This is a genomic window from Streptomyces yerevanensis (genome assembly GCF_000716805.1).
Taxonomy (GTDB): Bacteria; Actinomycetota; Actinomycetes; order Streptomycetales; family Streptomycetaceae; genus Streptomyces; species Streptomyces flaveus.
Genome location: NZ_JNWJ01000002.1, coordinates 1 through 22,697, shown reverse-complemented (window position 1 = coordinate 22,697; position 22,697 = coordinate 1). Strand labels below are relative to the sequence as shown.

Below are 22,697 nucleotides of genomic sequence, written 5' to 3'. Positions count from 1 at the left end.
CCTTGCCCCACCGATCCTCATATCGGTGGGGCAAGGGAGCGGGCCCGCCCACGCATTCGGCGAATCAGTCGATTCGCTCGAAGGGTTCCTCGCCTTCTTCGTCCGGTGCGACCGTGAAGACGACCTTCTCGAACTTTCCGGTGAACGCGAATTCGCCGTCATAGCCGGGTGAGGAGGGCGACAGGGTGTCACGGCCGATGTCGAGGCCCTGCCACCCCAGGAAGTGCGGGAGGACCCGGGGAATGGCCCCGTTGCCGACCGGTTTTCCTGACACGTACAGGTTTCCAACGCCCCGCATGTCACCGGTCTTGACGAATTCGAAGGTCAACTCCACCGGGCCGATGGGGAGTTCTTCCGCCGAGATCACCGTGTATCGGGTGCCGAGGAAGTTGTACTCGTAGACCAGCCGGTTGTCCTTGACGTACAGGACGTATCCGCTGCTGATGTTGCCCAGGGACACCAGGACACCCTCGTCCGACGCGGCGGCCCGGTCGACGAACGCGGTGATGCGGTGCCTGCGGTTCATCACCGGTGGCACTGCGGCGACGGGAAGATGGGCCATGCCGGGGTAGTAGGTGAAGGTGGTGCGCTTGCGCGGAGAGCCGGGACGCGGAATCTTCGCCCGGTAGGCGAATCCTTGGTCGTCCAGCGGCAGCACATCGTACTTTCCTGCTTCCACCCAGAAGCGGGAGACCATCTTCTGCAGTTGGTCGGGCCGCTCCTGCGCCAGGTCGTTGCACTCCGAGAAGTCGGTGTCGTGGTGGTAGAGCTCCCACTGGTCCGCGTCGAAGGACGTTCCTCGTTGGTGGTAGGCAACGGCCTTCCAGCCGTCGTGCCAGATCGCGCGGTGCCCGAACATCTCGAAGTACTGGGCTTCCTTGCGCGTCGGCGCGGTCGGCGAGCCGAAGGTGTAGGCCATGCTGACACCGTGGATCGGCAGTTGCGGGATGCCGTTGTAGACCGTGGGAGCCTCTAGACCGAGCAGCTCGTAAAGGGTCGGGGCGATGTCGTTGACATGGTGGAACTGCTGCCTGATCTCGCCGGTGCGCGGCAGCCCCCGCGGCCAGTTCACGATGAGCGGGCAGCGGACGCCGCCTTCGTGGGTGTTCTGCTTGTAGCGCTTGAACGGCGTGTTGCCCGCCTGTGCCCAGCCCCATGGGTAGTTGGAATGAGCGCGTGTGGTGCCGATCTCATCGATCCGCGCGACCATCTCCTCGAAGTCCTCGGGTACGCCGTTCTGGAACGCGGTGGGGTTGAGCGAACCCTTCTGCCCGCCTTCCTGGCTGGCTCCGTTGTCCGAGAGCAGGATGGTGATGGTGTTCTCCAACTGGCCTATCCGCTCCAGGAACTCCATGAGCCGGCCGATGTGGTGGTCGGTGTGGTCGACCATCGCCGCGTAGGCCTCCTGGAGGCGTACCGACAGCTTCTTCTCGTCGTCCGACAGCTCGTCGAAGGGAACGACCCCGGGGTTGTGCGGCGCCAGTTCGGTGCCGGGCGGCAGGACGCCCCGTTCGATCTGGCGGGCGTGCCGGGTGGCGCGTTCGGCGTCCCAGCCGTGGTCGAACCGGCCCCGGTACTTATCCAGGTATTCCTGGGGAGCCTGGTGCGGGGCGTGCGCCGCGCCGAACGCCAGGTACATGAAGAAGGGCTTGTCCGGAGTGACCGACGTCTGGTCCCTGACGAATTCGATCGCCCGGTCGACCAGGTCCTCACTGAGGTGATAGCCCTCTTCCGGGCTCTTCGGCGGAGCCACTGCGTGGTTGTCGTGGAACAGCTCCGGATAGAAGCTGTCCGTCTCGGCTTCCAGGAATCCGTAGTAGCGCTCGAACCCGCGGCCCAGCGGCCACTGGGTGTACGGCCCGGACGCGGTGGTCTCCTCCATCGGCGCCAGGTGCCACTTGCCCACGGCCATGGTGTTGAAGCCGCTTTCACGCAGCACCTCAGGCAGTGTCGCGGCGGCCTGGGTGATCCGTCCGCGACCGCTGGGGAAGCCGGTGTCGAAGTTGGACAGCATGCGCATGCCGACGGAGTGGTGGTTCCGGCCGGTCAGCAGGCTGGCACGGGTCGGCGAACACAGCGTGGTGGTGTGGAAGTTCGCGTAGCGAAGGCCGTCGGCGGCGAGGGCGTCCATGGCCGGGGTGTCGATGTCCGAGCCGAAGCAGCCGAGGTCGGAGAAACCGACGTCGTCGAGCACGATGACCACGACATTGGGCGTGTCCTCGGGAAGCGCCTGCTGATCGGGCCACCACGGAGTCGATTCCTCGTAGGTCGTGCCGATCTTGCCTTGGAAAGTACCGCTCGCGGACGGCGGATGCGGAGAGGCGTTGGTCATCCAGGACGCTCCTTTTGCATGGACTTTCGAACGTGCGCGGTGCCGGCGGCGGGGTCCGCACTCATGACGTCTGCTGGGCGGCGCGGCGGTCGGGCGGGCGGAATCCGAAGGCTTGGCGCGGCCGGCAGACCCCTGGAGCTTCCGAGGAAGACTCCCAGCCAACTGGTCGTTAACTGGTCTTACCAGTAGCCTGAGTTAAAGTTTGACCGGCCGTCATTCGCGTGTCAACCACAGCTGCCCCACGCCCATACGTCCATCGTCAGGCGGCGGTTGGCCTGCCGACCGGCCCCCACCAGGGACTTCACCCGCAATCCACCGCAGCCGCGACCCCCCGAGGCGAGGGCGGAGGCGGTCGCCCGAGCGGTCCGTCAGCGTCCGTCAGCGTGGCCGGGGCAGGTCCGCCGCGCAGCGGAACCCCATGTGCCCGGTGCTGCTGTCGGGTGTGTTGGACGTGTGCGCGGCGACGCGGTAGCGGTTGCAGTACGACGCATGGCACAGGTAGGAGCCGCCGCGAATCACCTTCGCCTCCCCCGTGGGAGGTCCGGCCGGGTCCTCGCGGGTCTCCGGGCGGTCAGCCGCGTGCCGTGCGGTGCTCCACCAGTCGGAGCACCATTCCCACACATTGCCCGATGTGTTGTACAGGCCGAAGTTGTTGGGCCGGTAGGTCTTGACCGGCGCGGTTCCCAGATACCCATCCTCGCCCGTGTTGACCTGCGGGAACTTCCCCTGCCAGATGTTGCAGCGGTGCTGTCCCCGGGGCAGGAGCTCGTCTCCCCAGGGGAAGCGGGAGCGCCCCAGACCGCCACGCGCCGCCGTCTCCCACTCCGCCTCCGTGGGCAGCCGCTCACCCGCCCATGCCGCGTAGGCGGACGCGTCGCGCCACGAGACATGGACGACAGGGTGGTTCGACAGATCTGTCCATGACGACCCTGGCCCGTAGGGGGCCTGCCAGCGCGCCCCATCAACAGCCATTCCTCGCCGCCACTCGGCCATTTATCTACCTAATTACGCTATGTTAGCGGATAAGGTGGTACGGTCACACATCCAGTCGGCCGGGGTCACAGCTCACTGCTGCTCCGGCTACTGCTCCAACGAGAGGGCGAAGACATGGGCCCTGGCCGACCCGGAGGGCGCGGTCAGCGTGATCGCGGTGAGTTGCCTGGTCGCGTCGAGCCCGGTCACCTGGTGGAAGACGGCCGCCTTGGTGGCCACCGGGCCGGTTCGTGTGTGGATCTGGCCGGTGGTCACCGCCTCGCTCTCGCCGTACTCGGGGCCGGACGCCAGCCAGTTGGTGAGCGCTAGCTGCGCGGTCTCGCGCGTTCCGTCGGCGTAGCGGACCACGGCCGGGACGGTCACGGCCGCCGTGTCACCCGCGCCGAGCACGTGCAGTTTCGTGTACGCGCCCTGCGGAACGGCGATCTCCTGCCCGGCCGCGACGACGTTGTTCTTCGTGCCCTCGCTCCCGTTGGTGAAGAGGAAGGCGATCCCGTTGTCCGTTGTCTCGCCGGTCTGCGGCAACTGGGCCATGGGATACGTACGGCCGGTGCCGTCGAAGTCCCCGTCGCCGTAGTACATCTCGGTGGTGATGCCGTCGTTGTCGAAGTGTCCGGTGAGATCGACCTGCGTGACGGTTCCGCTCTGCGGCGGTTCCGGCAGTCCCCACGGGTCGGCGGGCACGGTCACCTTCACCGGGGCGATCCGCAGGTCGGGCCGCGAACCGGCCGGGTGGATCACCACTTCCGCGTCCCGTGGCAGGTCAAGCTCGACCACTCCGTCGCCCAGATCCCGCCAGGCGGGGACCGGGCCGCCGACCCCGGCGACCGCGAGCCGTCCACGCAGGGAGTGGCGTACCCGGCACGGCTCGCCGGCGAGGCTGCGCACCCGGACCCAACGAGTGGTGCCGCCCCGGCGGACGGCGCTGACCAGGAACGCGCCCTGGGTGCGGAAGTTGTGCAGTGTGACGTCCCGCCAGGCGCCCGGGACGGCCGGGAAGACTCGGATGGTGTCGCCCCAGCTCTGGCACAGCATGTCATGCAGGCTCTGTGCGGCGGACAGGGGTGTCTCGATGACGGGCCCCGCCTCGTAGTACATGGTGTTGGGCTGCACGAAGCGGTCGACCAGCTCTCGCAGATATGTCAGCGCCCCGTCACCGCGACCCATCTGGGCGGTGATCGACGCGGCACCGGTGAAGCTGTAGCCGCGCAGGGCACCCTCGAAGCCGATCCAGTGCTTCAGCGAGCGTTCGATCAGGTCGCGGTGCTCTGGCTGTTCCCAGTTGACGAGATGGAGCGGGTAGACGGAGAGCATGTGGGAGTAGTGCCGGTGAGACTTGGCGAAGGGGACCCCGGCACCAATCATGAAGCCGTTCTCGTCCACCGGGTAGTCGGTCAGCTTCTCCAGCACCTCGCGCCACTTGGGCGCCAGGTCGTCCCGTATGCCGAGCAGGTCGGTGATCTCCAGCAGGGTTGTGCAGCTCCAGCGCAGCAGGGCCAGGTCGTAGTTGCAGTCGGGGGCGTTGCCGTACTCGGGCGAGTGGGTGGGCGGCAGGTGAAGCCGCCCGTCGTCGCCCTCGTACAGGAAGTGCAGGTAGTAGTTGACCGCCCGGCGCAGCAGGGGATGGAGGACGTCCTCCAGGACGCCCCGGTCCATGGTGTGACGGTACGTCAGCCACACGTTGTGCAGCGCCCAGGGCAGGTTGCCGATCTCCGGATTGGCGCCGACACCCGGGACGGCGACGGTGGCGCTGGTGTCGCAGGAGGCGTCGGTGGCGCGGCGCACGCCCGCCGAGTCGGACTGGTACTCGGGCCGCAGGCCGCCGATCAGTGTGTCGGTGTTCTCGGCGAGGGTGCGCGGGACGGCGTCCAGCTCCAGGTGGTTGGAGCCGTGCACCGCCCAGTACTCCAGCTGGACGTTGAGGTTCCACCACACGGCCGGCCAGGGCGTGGATTCCAGCCAGGGACCGGTGGTCGCCATGATGGGCGCGTCCTCGCGGGCGGCGGAGGCGAGTTTGTAGAGCTGGATCCAGTAGAAGCTCTGCAGCATCTCGTCGGGGACGGAGAGGAAGCTCTTGCGGTAGAAGCGGTGCCACCACGCGCGGTGGGCGCGCAGCAGGCTGGAGACCGGCAGCGCGGACGCCTTGCGGACGGCCGATCTCGCCCGGCCCTCGGCGTCGGTGCCGGGGTGGGAGTGGGCGACGGCCAGGACGTACACGCGCTGGTCGCCGAGCGTGCGTTCCCGGTGGGCGGTCACGGTCCGGCCGCCCGCGGCCAGAGACTGGACCACGACGCCCGTGCCGTCCGGCTCCCGCGCGGTAACCGGAGCGGGGTTGGGCTCCAGGCCCGCCGGAGGGTCCTCCCGGACAATGCGCGGGCTGACGGCGGGTGAGGGGACGAACTCCCAGCGGAAGCCCCGCTCGCCCGCGCTCGCGCGTGCGGTGACGAGCAGCAGCGAACGGTCGTTGTGGACCAGCGCGCGCAGTTCGATGGTGCCCTGGTCCGTGGTGACCGTTCCGGCGACCTCGGCGTTCCACAGGTCGAGTCGCAGGTCGACACCGGTGATGGCACCGACGGGACGCAGGAGGAGATTGCCGACCGGAAGGCGGGCGACACCCCAGTTGTGGCCGAACTGCGGCCGGTGGTCCTGCACTTCGCTGTGGTGGACGGTGAAGCGCAGGGCGTTCGCCCCGGGTTCGCGGTAGACGATCGAGCCGAGCAGGCCGTTGCCGAGGAACGGACCCTCGTACCAGGCGCGCGGCAGTCGTCTCCAGCGTGGGTCCTGTCCGGCGAGGAAGTCCTGCCATTCGCGGTCGGTCCGCATGCCGGTGAGGGCCACGGGGCCGACGGCCAGGCCGGGTTGGGCTGCGGCCGGTTCCGCGATGCCCATCCCGGTCGCCGCCCCGGCGGCGGCGCTCCCGGCGACGCGGCCCAGGAACCCCCGTCTACTGACTCCCATCATCGATCTCCCGTCTGATTGATCCGATGATTTGATTTACACGGGAGGGTAAGAAGAGGCCAATGATGCGTCAATACGGATGACCCACTCGGCTATTCATCCGATGACTAACCAACGATGACTTACCCATGGCCCGGTGGCGGCGCGCTGCTCTCCCGCACCACCAGTTCCGTCGCCACCTCCACCCGGGTGGTCTCCGACTGCTCGCCGGACAGCAGCCGCAGCACCATCCGGGCCGCGAGCGCGGTCATGTCGGCCAGCGGGGTACGGACCGTCGTCAGCCGCGGGGTCACCCAGTCGGCGAACGGCAGGTCGTCGAAGCCGACCACACTGACGTCGGCCGGGATCCGCAGCCCGAGCTCGGCGGCGGCCCGGTAGGTGCCCAGCGCCTGATGGTCGCTGCCCGCGAAGACCGCGGTCGGGCGCTCGGGCAGCGCCAGCAGCTCCAACGCGTGCTGGTGCGCGAGGTTGTGGGTGAAGTCGCCGTAGCGCACCAGCGCCGGGTCGAAGGGGAGCCCCGCCTCCGCCAGCGCCGAACGGTAGCCGTCGACCCGAGCGCGCGAGGTGAGCCGGCGCTCGGGACCGCTGATGATCGCGATCCGTCGATGGCCCAGCTCGATGAGATGGCGGGTGGCGGCAAGACCGCCGGGCCAGTTGGTCGCGCCCACCCACGGCGTCCCGGGCGCGGGTTCGTCGATCGGTGCCACCAGCGCGTACGGGATGCCGAGCCGGCCCAGCTCCTCGTGCTGTTCCGGTGTCAGTTCGGGAACGACGAGGATCGCGCCGCGGGTGGACCGGGTGGCCAGCGAGTCCAGCCACTGCCGGGCACGCTTGGTACGGCCGTGCGTGGCCGAGACGACCAGCCCCATGTTCGCGTCGTGCAGGACGTCCTCCGCACCACGGATCAGCTCCACGGCCCAGGGGCTGTCCAGTTCGTTGATGACGAAGTCGATCAGGCCACCAGGCGGTGCCGCGGTGGCCGCGGGACGGTGTTTCGCCAGATAGCCGTGCTGTTCGAGGATGCGCTGCACCTTGGCCCGGGTTTCCGCCGATACATCGGATCTGTCGTGCAGCACCTTGGAGACAGTGGAGACCGAAACGCCAGCTTGTTCGGCGATTTTGGCCAGGGTGCGCCGCCTCCCGGGATCAGATCCTGCCCGAACCGTTGACGTCATCGGATGAATCTCCTACGTTTCCGGGGCGGTCGCGAGTTGCGAAAACTATCGCAATCACGCTGGGTGGAGAAGGGCTGACGCGGCTCATGCGCGCACACCTACAGGATCAGGTACGGAATTTGGTGGCCCCTCTCGTGCCGCACTTCAGCGTCGGCGGGGCTCGCGTACGGCTCGGTGTGAACACCGCGATCCATGACGACACCGCCGCCGAACTCGAGTCGTTCGCCCGGCCGTTGTGGGGACTCGCTCCCCTGGCGGCGGGCAAGGGAGCCGTACCGCATGCCGAGTTGCGGCTTCGAGGCCTCGCCCACGGCAGCGACCCCGGCCACGGCGAGTACTGGGGCGAACCCCGCGACCGCGACCAGCGCATCGTCGAGATGGCCGCGATCGGCTTCGCGCTGGCCCTCGCCCCCGAGCAGTGGTGGGATCCGCTGAGCGGCCGCGAACGCGACCGGCTGGCACGCTGGTTGTGCGCCGCCCTGCAGCGCGAGACGGCCGACAACAACTGGCACTTCTTCCCGGTGCTCATCGGTCTCGGGCTCGGCCGGGTGGGTGTGCCGTACGACCGCTCGCTCGTCACCGCCCGGCTGACCCGCCTGGAGAGCTTCTGGCTCGGCGACGGCTGGTACTCCGATGGACCCACCGAGCGGCGCGACTACTACGTGCCGTGGGCGATGCACTTCTACGGACTGCTGTACGACACGCTCACCGGCCTGCGGGACCTCGACGACGGACGCGAGGGTGAGATCGTCGACTGCCTGCCCGGCACCAACGTCCTTGCCCGGCGCACCGCACTGCCCATGCTGACCGGCCAACTTCCGCCGGGCGCGCACTGGTTGAGATGCGCGGTGCTGGGCGCTCCGGACGGTCCGGAGGCCGAGGAGGCATGGCGACAACCCCCGGATCCCCCGACGAACCCCCCGGAATCCTCGATGCGTGGAGGCGGGACATGAGAACCAGAAGGCTCAGAAACCTATTAGTACTGGCTGCCGTCACGGGACTGCTGGCCCTCCCGGTCCAGGGACCCGCGCAGGCGGCAGGCCCCGGCCGCACCTACCACGTCGCCCCCTCGGGCAGTGACAACGCCTACGGCTCGGTGGCGAGACCGCTGCGCACCATCGGCGACTGCCTCTCCCGCGTCCGCCCGGGCGACACCTGCCTGATCCACCGCGGAACCTACCGCGAGCAGCTCACCCCGCCCTCCGGAACCGAGGACGCCCCCATCACCGTCGCGGCATACGGCGACGGTCCCGTGACCGTCGACGGGACCGAACCGGTGACCGGCTGGAAGGACGCGGGCGACGGCCTGGTCGCCGCCGACACCGACCTTCCCCCCGACCCCGACTTCAACGCGGTCTTCCTGGACAACGCCCGGGCGGAGGAGGGCCGTTGGCCGAACACCGGCTCCGATCCGCTGAACACCACCTGGGCCGAGGCCGAGGCCACCTCCACCGACCAGCACATCGACGACACCGACCTGCCGGACGCCGACTGGACCGGCGCGACCGTGCACCTGTGGGCGGGTTCCAACCCCTGGGCACAGCAGACCGGCACGGTCACCGCCACCGCCCCCGGCAAGCTGGACTTCAAGGGCGGCAACTACCGCTGTCCGCCACTGTGCATGGGCAACCAGAACTATCGCAACTACTACCTTGTCGGCTCCAAGGCCGCCCTCGACCAGCCCGGGGAGTGGTACTACGACGAGGCCGCACAGCGGCTCTACATGGTGTCGCCGAAGGGCGGTATGACCGGGCACACGGTGACCGCGAAGCACCGGCTGTGGGGCGTCGACCTGAGCAGGAGCTCGTACGTCACCGTGCGCGGCCTGAATCTGTGGGGCACGTCGCTCCGAACGGGCGATGAGAGCACGGGAGTTGTGGTCGACCGGCTGCGCGCCACCTACATCTCGGAGTTCTCCACCCTCCCCATGCCGCCCGACAGCGATCTCGCGATCCCGCCCTTCGAAGGCCATATCGTCGCGTCCCGGATCCTCGACTCGGGCGTGCAGATCCTCGGCACCGGCAACACCCTGAAGAACAGCGAGATCTCCCAGTCCGCCGGGAACGGCGTCCTGCTGCGCGGCACCGGCAACACCGTCACCAACAACTACATCCACGACGTCGGCTGGATGGGCAGCTACACGCCCGGCATCGAGGTCAACGGCAACGGCCACACGGTCACCCACAACACGATCCGCCGCACCGGCCGGGCCTCCATCGACACCGCCTGGCAGCTCAACGGCACCGAGTTCCACGACAACCGCATCGCCTACAACGACATGTCCGAGGCCATGCGCACCTCGCGCGACGGCTCCCCCTTCTACGTCTGCTGCAGCCTGAACGGCTCCGGCACCTCCATCGACCACAACACCTCGCACGACTCGAACGGCCAGGTCGGTTTCTACGTCGACAACTACTCCGGCCACTTCCGGCTGCACCACAACGTCGCCTGGAACACAGGCAGACGAGGCACCTTCTTCAACGGCCACACCGGGCCGAGCATCGCCAACGAGGACCACAACTCCAGCTACGGCGTGGGCATCAGCGAGAACTCGGTGCTGCTCAGCGGCGCGACGGACGCCTCCGGCTCGTACATCAGCAACATCATCGGCCCGAAGCCGATCAGCGCCACCCAGACCGGCGACCCACTGCCGGTGGTCCGCTCCAACCTGATCAGCGACAAGCCCGGCTACACGGACGCCGTGAACGGCGAACTGTGGCTGACGCCCGACTCCCCCGCCATCGACGCGGGCGAGACGATCGACGGCATCACGACGGACGCCCGGGGCGCGGGCCCCGATCAGGGCGCGTACGAGTACGGCGCGCCGATCTGGTCGACGGGCTGCAATCTGCCGGACTGCCGGCAACGGGTGCGGCACGGCACCTGGACCACGACGGCCAGTGACGGCACGGACGCCACCGCCGTCACCGACGGGGACATCAACACCCGCTGGACGGCGGCGAGTCCGCAGTCCCCGGGCCAGCACCTGACCGTGGACCTCGGCCGGGCCAAGACCTTCGACCGGATCTCGCTCGACGCCGGCCGCGACACCAGCGGCCAGCCGTACGGCTTCTCCGTCTCGGTCAGCCGCGACGGCACTCACTGGGGCGAGCCGCTCGCCCGGGTCTCGGGCCGCTCCTTCACACAGGACGCGGTGTTCCCCCGGCAGACCACGGCCCGCTACCTCAGGATCACGCTCACCGCGAGCGGACCGGTCCCCTGGGTCGTCAACGACCTGCGCCTGTACGGCGACGGGCCCGACGCCTCCACCACCCTCCAGGCCGAACAGGCCACGGTCGTACAGGGTGTGGAGCGCGGCACGGCCGCCACCGGGGTGCTCGGTTCCGGCGACCGGGTGGGCTTCCGCAAGGTGAACGTCGACGGCAGGCAGCTCACCGTGCGCAGCGCGTCCTCCTGCGCACGCACATGTTCGCTCCAGCTGCGCCTGGACGCGCCGGACGGTCCGCTGGTCGGGGTGGTGCCTGTGCGGGCCGACGACGACGGCGAGTGGCGGGAGCAACCGGTGCGCCTGAAGCGCGAGGTCACCGGTACCCACGACCTCTACCTCGTGGCGAATGGCGGCCGACAGGTCGCCGCGCTGGACTGGCTGACGATCAGGAGGTGAGCAGCACCGACCGAGGCGGGGGCATGGCGCCGGGCGGCATGGCAGAGGCCGCCGCCCGGCCTCTCCCCGTCGTGGTCGGCGATGTCTCGACACAACTCGTGCGCACGCACCAGGAAACGGTGCGTCTGGTCCGTACGCACCGAGCGAGAGACAAGCTACGGGGAATGACGCCCGGCGGGCCGCCGGAGGGGACTGTGGAAAGGCGCGTGATCAGCGCGACTTCCCCTTGTCGCACGGCGTCCGGAGTGATCAGCAGGTGGACGTTCGAACTCGATCGTCGCTCACGAACACAGCATCACCGTTGCCCCTCTCATGCCCGGCGCCACCGACAGCGACTTCCACGCCCGTGCCGGCATGAACAACACAGCCTTCGGCCCCGGTATGAACAGCCGCAAGGGCGTCGCACGCCAGGGCTTCCTGGCCATGATGGACGGACGGGCCGAAGTCGTCGGAGGCGACGCCGCCACCCGGCGCACCGCCCTCAAGCACCGCTTCATGCCAGAAACGCTCAAGGCGTCGCGACACGCCCGCATGGCCCCGACAACGACATCCGGTCAACGGTTCTGATGCGGGTGTTGTCCGCTTTGATCAGCCGACCGCCAGTGCGGCCATCGCCCGCCCAGCCCTGCCCACCACCGTCAGCGGCGCGGACGCTGACCTGCGGTGGATGGATCCATGGTCGGGGTGCTCGAACGATGGTCGGGCTCGCGGTCGAGCGAGGCAGCCCGCGGTCAGGGAGTGTCGCCGGACCAGTCCCAGCGGGACGGATCGCCGGGGCGGTGGTCATACAGTGCGCGCCCGCCGGCACCGAACTGCCCGAGCTCCGTGGGGAGGGCTACACCGCTGTCGATCTCGTGCGCCGTCCAGCCGGTGATGTCGAGCAGCAGGCCGTCCAGCGGCCCGCCGACCAGTTCGGCATAGGTGCGGCCGGGCCGCCGGCCCTGCCGGGGGTCGTCGTGATCCGCACCGTAGACCCGGCCGCGCAACAGTTCCTCATCCCTGTCCATACGAGCCAGGCTTCCAGCCGCCACTGACAACGAGGCCGGTGATGATGGACCTACTCGTCGTGTCTCCGGCCTATGAACGGTTCCCGGCCGCCTTGCCCTGTGCGCTACGAGCCTGGCGGGACTCGAGAGTGCGGAAGCGACCGGGCGCAATGCCGTACTCGCGGCGGAAAGCGGCTCCGAACGCGAATTCCGTCGAGTAGCCGACCTGACGGGCGATCGTCGCCAGCGGCGCCTTGGTTTCCCGGAGCAGCCGGGCCCCGTAGCGCAGGCGCCAGCCGGCCAGGTACGTCATGGGCGGTTTTCCGACCAGCGCGGTGAATCGTTTGGTGAACGCAGTCCGCGACATTCCCACGGTCTGGCCGAGCTGTTGTACCGTCCACGGCTTGTGCGGGCTCGTGTGGATCTCACGCAGCGCGACAGCGATGGCGGGATCGCCGATCTCCGGCCGGTCCGCATCACGATTCCGCTCCAGCCACTGACGCAGGACATGGGTCAGCAGCAGGTCCAGTAGCGCGGGGCGCGTCACCCCGCTGCCCGGTTGAGTATCGGATACGGCCACACCCAGCAGATCGGCCGGCGACCACAGTTGTGAGGTGCGGCCATAGTCCGGCCACACCGCGAGGACCTCGGGTGACGCTCTGAGATATGGGTGCACTCGGCAGAGCGCACCGAATGTGTACGCACGCCTATGGATCCGCATCACTGGAGTATGTGCAACCCGGCCGGACCCCTGGTTGAGTCGACCATGCGACCACCCGTTGATGCGAACGGCGCCCTGCTTCGGACAGTAAGACGGTGTCCTATGTGGTGATCGCTCGTAGGGCTGTTCATGGGGCGGGGTACGTGGAGTTGGATTGTTCCGGACGGCCTGTGGGAGATCGCGGAGCCGCTGATCCCACCGTCGAAGGTGCGGCCACAGGGCGGCGGAACGCAGGACACGCCTGACCTGATGAGACGCTGTTCGCGGCGATCATCTACGTGCCGGTCAGCGGGTGTGCCTGGCGGGCTCTGCCGCCGTGTTTCGGGATATCGAAGTCGACCGCGCACCGCCGGTTCCTGATCTGGTCGCGGGCCGGCGTGTGGGGCCGGCTGCATGCGGACGATCTCGTGGCTGTCCGGCTACCGCCGACTCAGCCCCCGCTACGAACGCCACTCCCGCAACTACCTGGCCTTTCTCGGCCTCGCCGCCGCCCTGTGCTGCTACAAGCGACTGGTCCGCCTCACCACATAGGACACCGTCTTACACCCTCACGACTTTTATCAAGGCCAGTCGGACGGTTACCAGGCGGCAAGGACAGCTACTCTGTCGACCACGGCGGCGAGCAGGGGCGGATTCGAGCGGTCGAGGACACACCCGGTGCCGGGATCAGTCGGTGAGCATGCCCCACCCCGGCGCGTAGTTCCCGTGCAGGACCAGCGACGCGGCGCCCACCGCACCCACCGTGTTACCGATGACGCTGGACTCGACGGCGACCCCACGCAGCCCCCGTCCGATCGTGACGCTGTTGACGGCCAGGTCGATCTCCTCGCGGAGGGCATGCTCGATGCCGTGCAGAGCCTCGCCGCCGAGGACGACGAGGGGGACGTCGAGCATGCTCACCGCGCCTCGGGCGGCCTGGCCCAGACGGCGGGCGGCGGTGCGGACGACGTCGAGCGCGGACGGGTCGGGGGACCGGCCGCGGACCGCACGGCGCAGGAGCTTCCAGTCGGTGTGCAGGTCGTCGGCGGCGCCGGTGATGCCGAGGGCCGCGGCGGCCTGCCCGTACCGCTGGAGCAGGTCGTCGATGATGGCGCTCGGATGGACGTACGGGCCGAGACAGCTGTGGCTGCCGCAGGCGCAGACCCGGTCGCCGGGTTCGACGGCCATGTGCGCGAACTCCCCGGCGTTGCCCGAATCGCCGTGCAGGACCGTGTTGTTGAGCACGATCCCCGCGCCGATACCGGTCCCCATGTAGAGGAAGAGGAAGCTGCCGGCCCTCGCCTTGCCGCCGATCCAGCGCTCTCCTATCGCGGCGGCTGTGGCGTCGTTGTCCAAGGCGACGGGCATGCCGGTGGCGGTCTCGTACATCGTGCGCAGCGGTACGTCGCCCCAGTCGGGCAGGTTGGGCGGGGAGAGCACCTCGCCGGTGCGGCCGTCGATGGGGCCGGGTGCGGCGATGCCGGTGCCCAGGAGTCGGGCCGGATCAATCTCCGCCCGGACGGTGAGGCGGCGAGCGGCGCGGACGGTCTGCTCGACGACGGCGGCCGGGTCCCCGGGGTCGGTGAGCCGCACGGTACGGCTGGCCTGGACGGTGCCGATCAGGTCCACCACGACGATCATGGCGCCGTCGGGGTCAAGGTGAATGCCGATGGCGTACGCCCCGTCCGCGCGCGGCGACAGGAGCGTACGGCGTTTGCCGCCGCTGGAGGGGGCGTGGCCGGTCTCGGTGACGAGTCCGGCGTCGAGGAGACGGCGGACCACGTTGGAGACGGTCTGGGGGGTGAGCCCGGTCAGCGGGGAGAGTTCGACGCGGCTCACCGGACCTCGGGTGCGGATCGCGTCGAGGACGACGGCCTGGTTGTAACCGCCCACCCGCGGGAGGTTGGTGCCGCCCTGCGGCTGTCCCCCGGCTGAGCGCCGGTTCATGGCGTACCTACCGCGCGCTGCCGTCCGTGACGCATCACGCTCACCGCGTACCGCCTCCTTGCATGAGAAGTCCCCTGATCCTGACGGAAGTTTACATGCCTGAAGCGTTGACTTAGTCCATCCAATGGATTTAGCTGAGCTCCGGCGAGCCGAGGCAAAAGAGCCCGGTTGGGCAAGAATGTCCACATTGGTCATCTCCGTGCCCCTCACGCGTCCGGATCGGGTTTCTCCACGGAGGATCACTGTGCGCAACAGATTTCTCGTCACCGGCACCGGCGTCGCCGCGATCGCCCTCGTGGCGACCGCCTGCGGCGGGTCGTCGTCGGGCAGCTCCAGCAAGACGATCAAGGTCGTCTACCAGCAGCAGCTCAACAACAGCAACAAGGTCCAGCAGACCTTCCTGACCCCGATGGTCAAGGCGTTCGAGAAGGCCAACCCGGGCACGAAGGTCAAGCTGACGCCGGTGACGGCGTCGTCCAACGACTACTACACCAAGCTCCAGTTGATGATGCGCTCCCCCTCGACCGCCCCCGACCTGGTCTACGAGGACACCGCCACCATCAACTCGGACATCGCCAGCGGCTACCTCAAGCCGCTCGACGAGTACACCGCCAAGTGGTCGGACTGGAGCCAGTTCGCGGACGCCGCGAAGGCCGCGGTCACCTCCGCGAGCGACGGCAAGACGTACGGCGTTCCCGACAACACCGACACCCGTGGCATCTGGTACAACAAAAAGCTCTTCGCCAAGGCCGGGATCGCCGTGCCGTGGCAGCCCAAGACGTGGGACGACGTCCTGAAGGCGGCCCGCACGATCAAGGCCGAGCTGCCCGGCGTCACCCCGATGAACCTCTACACCGGAACCGCCGGCGGCGAGCAGTCCAGCATGCAGGGCTTCGAGATGCTGCTCTACGGCACCCCGGCGGCCGGCAACGCGCTGTACGACAGTGACAAGAAGAAGTGGGTCGTCGGCAGCGCGGGCTTCAAGGACTCGCTCCAGTTCGTGCACACCGTCTACGACGAGAAGCTCGGCCCCGCCCCCGAGCAGGCACTCGGTGCGAACATCGGCGCCACGGTGGGCACCGAGATGATCCCCGCGGGCAAGCTGGCCATCGACATCGACGGCTCGTGGATGCCCAACAACTGGATCCGCACCGGCAGCAAGCCGTGGACGGAGTGGGAGTCGACCATGGCCACCGCCGCCATGCCCACCCAGAACGGCCAGGCACCCGGCAGGGTCAGCATGTCGGGCGGCTGGGCCTGGTCGATCCCGGCGAAGGCCAAGAACCCGGACCTGGCCTGGAAGTTCATCCAGTCTCTGGAGACGAAGGCCGCCTCCGCCGAGTGGAACGCGATGAACGCGACGATCGCCGTGCGCAAGGACGTGGCCGCCGACGAGAAGTACCTGAAGGCGCTGCCCACCAACGAGTTCATGACCTCACTGGTCGCCGACACCCACTACCGGCCCGGACTGCCCGCCTACACGCAGGTGTCCACCGCCATCCAGAAGGCGATGGAGTCGGTGACCACCGGCCAGTCATCGGTGTCCGAGGCCGCTGACACGTACGACAACGATGTCAAGACAGCGGTCGGCGGCGACGAGACGGTCCAGGGCTCGCAGTGAGCGGACTGACCGAAACCGGCCCGGGCGCCCTCCGCGAGCACGGCGGCGGGCGCCGCCCCACCGGCGCCAGCCGCGGAACGCGGGGGCTGCTGCGCGGCCTGCCCCTGCTGCCCTCGGCCGTGCTGCTCGTCGTCTTCCTGGCGGGGCCCATCGCCTACTGCGTGTACTACGCGTTCACCGACATGCAGTTGACCGGCGCGGCCTCGACGAGCTTCATCGGCCTCGACAACTTCACCCGTGCCTTCGAGGACTCCGGCTTCGTCAACGCGGTCGTCCTGACGCTGGTGTTCGTGATCGGCTCGGCGGTCGTCGGGCAGAACACCCTCGGGCTGGTCCTGGCCGTGCTGCTCCAGAAGGCCGCCAAGCCGGTGCGTTCCCTGGCCAGTACCGTCGTCATCGCCGCCTGGGTGCTGCCGGAGATCGTCGCCGGCTATCTGATGTACGCCTTCTTCTTCCAGCAGGGCTCCCTCAACGTCCTTCTGTCCGCGCTGCACCTGCCGGAGCAGAACTGGCTGTACACCATGCCGATCCTGGCCACGTGTCTCGCCAACGTGTGGCGCGGCACGGCGTTCTCGATGATGGTCTACTCCGCCGCGCTCAACGACGTGCCTCAGGAACTGGTGGAGGCCGCGGAGATGGACGGCGCCAACGCCTGGCAGCGGCTGTGGCGGGTGACCCTGCCGGTGATCCGCGGCTCCATCATGACCAACCTGATGCTGATCACCCTCCAGACCCTGTCGGTCTTCGGGCTGATCTACGCGATGACCCGGGGCGGACCGGGCAACAAGAGCCAGACCCTGCCCATCTTCATGTACCAGCAGGCCTTCCAGAACAGCCTGATCGGTTACGGGACCGCCATCGCGCTGGTGCTGCTGGTGGTGGGCGCGCTCTTCTCCGTCGTGTACATCCGGATGCTGAAGCTGGAGAAGGACTGATGGCCACCACCGACACCGCCGCCGGCTCCGCGGACCGGCCGGCCGACGCATCAGCCCCCGCCGGCCGGTCCACACGCCGTACGTCCGTCCCCGTGAAGAGCACGAGCACCGGCCGGCGCGGCACTTTCAGCAGGTCCCGCGAGGGCCGGGCCGCCGGGAGCAGGGCCGCGGTGAACGTCGTCCTGCTGGTGATCTCGGTGCTCTACGTCGTCCCGATGCTGTGGATGCTGCTCGCCTCGGTCAACTCGCACGCCAGCTTCAAGCTGTCCGTCGGCACGCCGACCTTCGACAACTTCGACCGGGTGCTCAACTGGGACACCACCTACCTGCCGATGGTCAACGGGCTGCTGCTGTCCGGCGGCGGCACGCTGATCTGCGTGGTCTGCTCGATCCTGGCGGCCTATCCGCTCTCGCGCTACCGCTCCCGGCTGCGGCGGCCCTTCCTCTACACGATCCTCTTCTCCACCGGGCTGCCCATCACAGCCGTGATGATCCCCGTCTACAGCATGTTCGTGCAGGTCAACCTGATTGACTCGATGCTCGGCACCACCCTGTTCCTGGCCGCCTCCGCGCTGCCGTTCGGCATCTGGCTGATGAAGAACTTCATGGACGGTGTGCCGATCGTGCTGGAGGAGGCGGCCCGCATCGACGGCGCCGGCACCATGACCGTGCTGTGGCGGGTCATCCTCCCACTGATGGGTCCGGGCGTGACCGTGGTGACGATCTTCACCTTCATCGGCATGTGGGGGAACTTCTTCGTCCCCTTCATCCTGCTGCTCGACCCGGCCAAACTGCCCGCCTCGGTCAGCGTCTTCAACTTCCTGAGCGCGCACGACCAGACCCAGTACGGACAGCTCTCCGCGTTCTCGATCATCTACTCCGTCCCCGTCGTCATGCTCTACCTGCTGCTGGCCCGCAAGCTCGGCGGCGGCTTCGCACTGGGGGGCGCCGTGAAGGGCTGAACGCGCCGCGCGCGCCACCGCGCCGCCATGAACAACGCACCGACCGGGCTCTCCGCCCCCACTCCCCGTAACGGAGAAGACAGCCATGCACAGCGACCGCGAAGTGATCGAGAAGCGGCTCGACAGGGTGCTCAACCAGCGCGTCAAGCCGGCCGTGCACGCCCGGTCGGTCCCGCTGACGGTCGGCATATGGAACGTCCCCGGCGAGCCGGTGCCGGTCGCCGAGGGCCTGGCCGCCGACTACCGGCCGGCCCGGGTCGGCGATCACTGGGGTCCCGCCTGGTCCACCAGCTGGTTCCGGATCAGCGGGACCGTACCCGCCGAGTGGGCCGGACTCACCGTCGAGGCCGTCCTCGACCTCGGCTTCGGCACCACCGAGCCCGGCTTCTCCACGGAGGGGCTCGTCTACCGGCCCGACGGCACCGCCGTGAAGGCCCTCAATCCGCGCAACACCTGGCTGCCCGTGACCCGGAGCGCCGAGGGCGGCGAGGAGTTCACCGCGTACATCGAGGCCGCCGCCAACCCGGTCGTCATGCACAACGGCCCCGGCGAACTGTCCTTCGGGCCCACCCCGGTGGGTGCCCGCGCCGCCTGGCTGCACGACGAGGACGCCCCGGCCGGCGAACCCCGCTACCGGCTGCGCCGGATGGACCTGGCCGTCTTCGACACCGAGGTCTACGAACTCGTCCAGGACCTGGAGGTGCTGGGCCAACTCATGCGGGAACTCCCCCTGGAGTCGCCCCGGCGCTGGCAGCTGCTGAAGACCATCGGCCGCTCCCTGGACGCCATCGACCTCCAGGACATCGGCGGCAGCGCGAGCGCCGCACGGGCCGTGCTCGCCCCCGCCCTCACCGCGCCCGCGACCGCCAGCGCCCACCGGATCTCCGCCGTCGGCCACGCCCACATCGACACCGCCTGGCTGTGGCCGCTGCGCGAGACGGTCCGCAAGGTGGCGCGCACGGTATCCAACGTCACGCAACTCATGGATGGTCACCCGGAGTTCAAGTTCGTGATGTCACAGGCACAGCAACTCGCCTGGCTGAAGGAGCAGCGCCCTGAGGTGTGGGCGCGTGCCCAGGAGAAGGTCAAGAGCGGCCAGTTCCTGCCCACCGGAAGCCTGTGGGTGGAGCCCGACACCAACATCACCGGCGGTGAGGCGCTGGCCCGGCAGTTCGTGCACGGCAAGCGGTTCTACCTCGACGAGTTCGGCGTGGAGACCGAGGAGATGTGGCTGCCCGACACCTTCGGCTACAACGCGGCGCTGCCACAGCTGATGAAGCTGGCCGGGGTCCGCTGGTTCCTCACGCAGAAGATCTCCTGGAACACCACCAACAAGTTCCCGCACCACACCTTCTGGTGGGAGGGCATCGACGGCACCCGGATCTTCAGCCACTTCCCGCCCGTCGACACCTACAACGCCGACCTGTCCGGCGGTGAACTCGCGCACAGCGTCCGCAACTTCCAGGACAAGGGGGCGGCCAACCGCTCCATGGTCCCGTTCGGCTACGGCGACGGGGGCGGCGGCCCCACCCGGGAGATGCTCTCGCGGGCGGCGCGGCTGAAGGACCTGGAGGGCTCGGCGCGGGTCGAGATCGAAAGGCCCGCCGACTTCTTCGAGAAGGCGCACGCCGAATACCCCGACGCCCCGGTGTGGTCGGGCGAGCTGTATCTGGAGTTCCACCGGGGCACGCTCACCAGCCAGCTCGCCGGCAAGCAGGGCAACCGGCGCAGCGAGCATCTGCTGCGCGAGGCGGAACTGTGGGCGGCCACGGCGGCGGTCCGTGAGGGTGTCTCCAACCGGTACTCCTACCCGTACGAGGAGCTGGACCGGCTGTGGAAGACGGTGCTGCTGCATCAGTTCCACGACATCCTGCCCGGCTCCTCCATCGCGTGGGTGCACCGGGAGGCGGAGGAGACGTACGCGGAGCTGGCACAGGAACTGGCGGCGCTGATCGGGCACGCGCAGACGGCGCTGGCCGGGCCGGCAGGCGGCGGCGAGGTCGTCTTCAACGCGGCACCGTACGCGCGAGCCGGCGTGCCCGCGCTGGGCGGCTCCCCGCGCAGCACGTCCGCCGCGCCCCTCGCGCCGGTCGCCGAGGGCGACGGCTTCGTGCTGGACAACGGGCTGGTCCGGGTGGTCGTCGACGGGCGCGGTCTGGTCACCTCGGCGTACGACCGCGACGCGGACCGCGAGGCCCTGGCGCCCGGCGCGGCGGCCAACCTCCTCCAACTACACCAGGACTTCCCCAACGAGTGGGACGCCTGGGACATCGACGCCTTCTACCGCAACACCGTCCGCGACCTCACCAACGCGGACGAGGTCACCGCGACCGGCGAAGGTGTACGGGTGGTGCGGTCCTTCGGGGACTCGCGGATCACGCAGACGCTGTCGCTGCGCGAGGAGACCCGGCGGCTGGACATCGACACCGTCGTCGACTGGCACGAGAAGGAGAAGCTGCTCAAAGCGGCCTTCCCGCTGGACGTGCGCGCCGCGCACTCCACGGCCGAGATCCCGTTCGGGCACGTCGACCGTCCCACGCACACCAACACCAGCTGGGACGCGGCGAAGTTCGAGATCTGCGCGCACCGCTTCCTGCACGTGGGCGAGCGCGGCTGGGGTGCGGCGCTGGTCAACGACTCGACCTATGGGCACGACGTCACGCGGGACGTCCGCCCCGACGGGGGGACGACCACCACGGTCCGGCTCTCGCTGATCCGCGCGCCGCGCTTCCCCGACCCCGACTCCGACCAGGGCACGCACCGGCTGCGGTACGGCTTCGTGATCGGCGCGGAGGTCACGGACGCGGTGCGCGAGGGCTACCAGATGAACCTGCCGGAGCGGGTGGTACCGGGCTCCGCCGAGGTGGCACCGCTGGTCGCGGTGGACTCGGAGGCGGTGGTCGTGGAGGCGGTCAAGCTGGCCGACGACCGCTCGGGCGATGTCGTCGTCCGTCTCTACGAGGCGCACGGCGGCCGGGTACGAGCGTCGCTGACTCCTGGTTTTGCGCTGGAGTCGGCGGTCGTCACAGACCTGCTGGAGCGGCCGGTAACCGACCAGGACAGCTGCGAGGTCACCGAGTCCGGTGACCTACGCCTGCGGCTGCGGCCGTTCCAAATCCTGACCCTGCGTCTGACACCGCACCGGGGCTGAACCGGCGGGACGGCCACGGGTGGGCTGTGGCAGACACGCTTCGGGCGGTGCGGTGCGGGCCCCAGAACGGATCGATCATGCCCCCCCGAGACTGCTATATCGCGTCAAGCAGCTTGGGAAAGATTCTTCCTTCCGTCGTTCCGTCCGAGCGTTCGAGCATCTTGAAGAGCTGACGGCAGATGGCGCGCTTTAGGCCAAGGCGGTGAAGTTATGGGCTGATGGGTCTTGTCAACAGGATGTCGATGCTGGTGGTGGCCTTGTAGGTGTGGCGGTCGACGCGCAGACTCTTGTAGGCGTAGCGGGACATTGGGCGCTTCACGGCGCGGGGGCTGAGTCGCAGGCGGCGGGCGGGCGTGAAGTTGTTCAGGACTGCCCGGCCGATGGCGCCCACGAGGTCGATGGTGGGGTCGGCGATCACGCCCGCGGCTTGGACGACCTGGTCGCGCGCGGCCTGCAGGGCGATGCCGACCGAGCTGCGCCGGCGCGTTGAGGAGATGGGCCTGCCCCGAATCGGCGTCCACGACCTGCGCCACTCGACGCTGTCCACCACCGTCAATCTCTACGGCCACCTGCTACCCCACGCCGCCCGCGAGGCCGTCACCGCCATCGACAAGGCCCTCACCCGCGCCGACCGCAAACACCGCCACCAGACCGGGCGGCCTGAGACGGCCGCCGAGACGGGCGCGAGTTGCCATCACGTCGCCATCACGTGTCACACGAACGCATCCAGCGGGCCCGCCGTTTCCGGCAGACCCGCTGGTGAACACCGTCGGGACGACAGGATTTGAACCTGCGACCCCTTGACCCCCAGCAATGCGCTCGGCGCCACGTTGAAGACCTGAACAGCCACACTGCGCCGTACGGTGCAGTCAAAACCGCATACCGCCCGCTTCACGGCCGTCAGGGCCACCAAGGCGCAGTACGAGGACGTACGCCTCGTCGAGTTGTCCGACCCGTGGCCAGACGCCCCTGAATCACAGGGAGTCTCGGCGGCATTCCATGCGTACGAACATGTCGCATGAACCGCGCGGACGACTTTTCGGCAGGTGCAGGATCCTGGTGGTCAATTCCCGGGCTGGGCGAGTGCTCGACGGGCGAGGCGTGGAGTAACCGCGCGCCGGACGCGAATGCATGGCGTATGCCGCTCGGGGTGGCGTACCTCTTGACTTCATCCCGGTTCCCGCGTCACATTCCTGACTCTGCATCAGAAACGGGGCGCCGGGGCCCCTCGTGTTCCCGGGCAGCACAGCACGGCCTCCCTTTCCCTGACCAGACTGGAGAGACCTGCCATGTCCACCCACGCCGATCCCGT

At 68.8% G+C, this 22,697-nt stretch carries 15 protein-coding genes and 2 pseudogenes; 9 read left to right on the top strand and 8 right to left on the bottom strand.

Annotated elements, in window-relative coordinates:
* Nucleotides 1-64: 64 nt before the first annotated feature.
* From OP79_RS02115 to OP79_RS02100, 4 genes and pseudogenes are all read right to left on the bottom strand, one after another.
* Entirely contained in the window at nt 65-2,332 is a 2,268-nt protein-coding gene (locus OP79_RS02115; RefSeq protein WP_033318162.1) for an arylsulfatase, read from the bottom strand.
* A 378-nt stretch (nt 2,333-2,710) separates the two neighbouring features.
* A pseudogene (locus OP79_RS02110) lies at nt 2,711-3,301 on the bottom strand (SUMF1/EgtB/PvdO family nonheme iron enzyme); the annotation flags it as partial.
* A gap of 111 nt (nt 3,302-3,412) precedes the next feature.
* Complete coding sequence (locus OP79_RS02105; protein ID WP_033318161.1) at nt 3,413-6,283, bottom strand: glycosyl hydrolase family 95 catalytic domain-containing protein; 2,871 nt, start codon at nt 6,281-6,283, stop codon at nt 3,413-3,415.
* Between the two features lie 122 nt (nt 6,284-6,405).
* Nucleotides 6,406-7,458: a LacI family DNA-binding transcriptional regulator gene (locus OP79_RS02100; RefSeq protein WP_033318160.1), complete on the bottom strand. Its 1,053-nt coding sequence runs from the start codon at nt 7,456-7,458 to the stop codon at nt 6,406-6,408.
* Nucleotides 7,459-7,544: 86 nt separating this feature from the next.
* On the opposite strand from OP79_RS02100, the gene OP79_RS02095 reads away from it, so the two are divergent.
* The 3 genes from OP79_RS02095 (at nt 7,545) to OP79_RS02085 (ending at nt 11,650) form a co-directional block, all read left to right on the top strand.
* Nucleotides 7,545-8,411 carry a DUF2264 domain-containing protein gene (locus OP79_RS02095; RefSeq protein WP_078491564.1) on the top strand — a complete coding sequence of 289 codons (867 nt, stop codon included), beginning with the start codon at nt 7,545-7,547 and terminating at the stop codon, nt 8,409-8,411.
* Nucleotides 8,408-11,083 (top strand): discoidin domain-containing protein, encoded by a 2,676-nt coding sequence (locus tag OP79_RS02090; protein WP_033318159.1) that lies wholly within the window; start codon nt 8,408-8,410, stop codon nt 11,081-11,083. The genes OP79_RS02095 and OP79_RS02090 overlap by 4 nt, the downstream gene beginning before the upstream one ends.
* A 312-nt stretch (nt 11,084-11,395) precedes the next feature.
* A complete protein-coding gene (locus OP79_RS02085; RefSeq protein WP_033318158.1) occupies nt 11,396-11,650 on the top strand; it encodes a hypothetical protein in 255 nt (84 codons plus the stop codon).
* A 164-nt stretch (nt 11,651-11,814) separates the two neighbouring features.
* On the opposite strand, the gene OP79_RS02080 is transcribed toward OP79_RS02085, so the two are convergent.
* Entirely contained in the window at nt 11,815-12,090 is a 276-nt protein-coding gene (locus OP79_RS02080; protein WP_033318157.1) for a hypothetical protein, read from the bottom strand.
* 70 nt (nt 12,091-12,160) lie between these two features.
* Nucleotides 12,161-12,790 (bottom strand): helix-turn-helix domain-containing protein, encoded by a 630-nt coding sequence (locus OP79_RS02075; RefSeq protein WP_078491563.1) that lies wholly within the window; start codon nt 12,788-12,790, stop codon nt 12,161-12,163.
* A gap of 129 nt (nt 12,791-12,919) precedes the next feature.
* On the opposite strand from OP79_RS02075, the pseudogene OP79_RS51265 reads away from it, so the two are divergent.
* Nucleotides 12,920-13,321, top strand: a pseudogene (locus OP79_RS51265) (transposase).
* A gap of 135 nt (nt 13,322-13,456) precedes the next feature.
* Here OP79_RS51265 and OP79_RS02065 read toward each other — a convergent pair.
* Nucleotides 13,457-14,716 carry an ROK family transcriptional regulator gene (locus tag OP79_RS02065; protein ID WP_063741853.1) on the bottom strand — a complete coding sequence of 420 codons (1,260 nt, stop codon included), beginning with the start codon at nt 14,714-14,716 and terminating at the stop codon, nt 13,457-13,459.
* Between the two features lie 244 nt (nt 14,717-14,960).
* Between OP79_RS02065 and OP79_RS02060 the strand changes: the two genes are divergently transcribed.
* From OP79_RS02060 to OP79_RS02045, 4 genes are all read left to right on the top strand, one after another.
* Nucleotides 14,961-16,337 (top strand): extracellular solute-binding protein, encoded by a 1,377-nt coding sequence (locus tag OP79_RS02060; RefSeq protein ID WP_033318156.1) that lies wholly within the window; start codon nt 14,961-14,963, stop codon nt 16,335-16,337.
* A gap of 5 nt (nt 16,338-16,342) precedes the next feature.
* Nucleotides 16,343-17,272: a carbohydrate ABC transporter permease gene (locus OP79_RS02055; RefSeq protein ID WP_033318370.1), complete on the top strand. Its 930-nt coding sequence runs from the start codon at nt 16,343-16,345 to the stop codon at nt 17,270-17,272.
* Nucleotides 17,272-18,234, top strand: a complete 963-nt coding sequence (locus OP79_RS02050) for a carbohydrate ABC transporter permease (RefSeq protein WP_078491561.1) — start codon at nt 17,272-17,274, stop codon at nt 18,232-18,234. Before OP79_RS02055 ends, OP79_RS02050 begins: the two co-directional genes overlap by 1 nt.
* Before the next feature lie 85 nt (nt 18,235-18,319).
* Nucleotides 18,320-21,385, top strand: coding sequence for an alpha-mannosidase (locus OP79_RS02045; protein ID WP_033318155.1), 3,066 nt, complete (start codon nt 18,320-18,322; stop codon nt 21,383-21,385).
* A 208-nt stretch (nt 21,386-21,593) separates the two neighbouring features.
* Here OP79_RS02045 and OP79_RS02040 read toward each other — a convergent pair whose 3' ends face one another.
* Nucleotides 21,594-21,803, bottom strand: coding sequence for a hypothetical protein (locus OP79_RS02040; protein ID WP_106972272.1), 210 nt, complete (start codon nt 21,801-21,803; stop codon nt 21,594-21,596).
* A 43-nt stretch (nt 21,804-21,846) separates the two neighbouring features.
* Here OP79_RS02040 and OP79_RS02035 point away from each other — a divergent pair, with 43 nt between their 5' ends.
* Complete coding sequence (locus OP79_RS02035) at nt 21,847-22,173, top strand: hypothetical protein (RefSeq protein WP_157857263.1); 327 nt, start codon at nt 21,847-21,849, stop codon at nt 22,171-22,173.
* Nucleotides 22,174-22,697: the final 524 nt, after the last annotated feature.

What these genes read in the sequence shown, in the direction of transcription:
- OP79_RS02095 (WP_078491564.1), top strand. Translation starts at nt 7,545, where the DNA reads ATGCGCGCACACCTACAGGATCAGGTACGGAATTTGGTGGCCCCTCTC.
- OP79_RS02045 (WP_033318155.1), top strand. Translation starts at nt 18,320, where the DNA reads ATGCACAGCGACCGCGAAGTGATCGAGAAGCGGCTCGACAGGGTGCTC.
- OP79_RS02065 (WP_063741853.1), bottom strand. Translation starts at nt 14,716, where the DNA reads ATGAACCGGCGCTCAGCCGGGGGACAGCCGCAGGGCGGCACCAACCTC.
- OP79_RS02100 (WP_033318160.1), bottom strand. Translation starts at nt 7,458, where the DNA reads ATGACGTCAACGGTTCGGGCAGGATCTGATCCCGGGAGGCGGCGCACC.
- OP79_RS02105 (WP_033318161.1), bottom strand. Translation starts at nt 6,283, where the DNA reads ATGGGAGTCAGTAGACGGGGGTTCCTGGGCCGCGTCGCCGGGAGCGCC.
- OP79_RS02035 (WP_157857263.1), top strand. Translation starts at nt 21,847, where the DNA reads ATGCCGACCGAGCTGCGCCGGCGCGTTGAGGAGATGGGCCTGCCCCGA.
- OP79_RS02090 (WP_033318159.1), top strand. Translation starts at nt 8,408, where the DNA reads ATGAGAACCAGAAGGCTCAGAAACCTATTAGTACTGGCTGCCGTCACG.
- OP79_RS02115 (WP_033318162.1), bottom strand. Translation starts at nt 2,332, where the DNA reads ATGACCAACGCCTCTCCGCATCCGCCGTCCGCGAGCGGTACTTTCCAA.
- OP79_RS02075 (WP_078491563.1), bottom strand. Translation starts at nt 12,790, where the DNA reads ATGCGGATCCATAGGCGTGCGTACACATTCGGTGCGCTCTGCCGAGTG.
- OP79_RS02080 (WP_033318157.1), bottom strand. Translation starts at nt 12,090, where the DNA reads ATGGACAGGGATGAGGAACTGTTGCGCGGCCGGGTCTACGGTGCGGAT.
- OP79_RS02050 (WP_078491561.1), top strand. Translation starts at nt 17,272, where the DNA reads ATGGCCACCACCGACACCGCCGCCGGCTCCGCGGACCGGCCGGCCGAC.
- OP79_RS02085 (WP_033318158.1), top strand. Translation starts at nt 11,396, where the DNA reads ATGCCCGGCGCCACCGACAGCGACTTCCACGCCCGTGCCGGCATGAAC.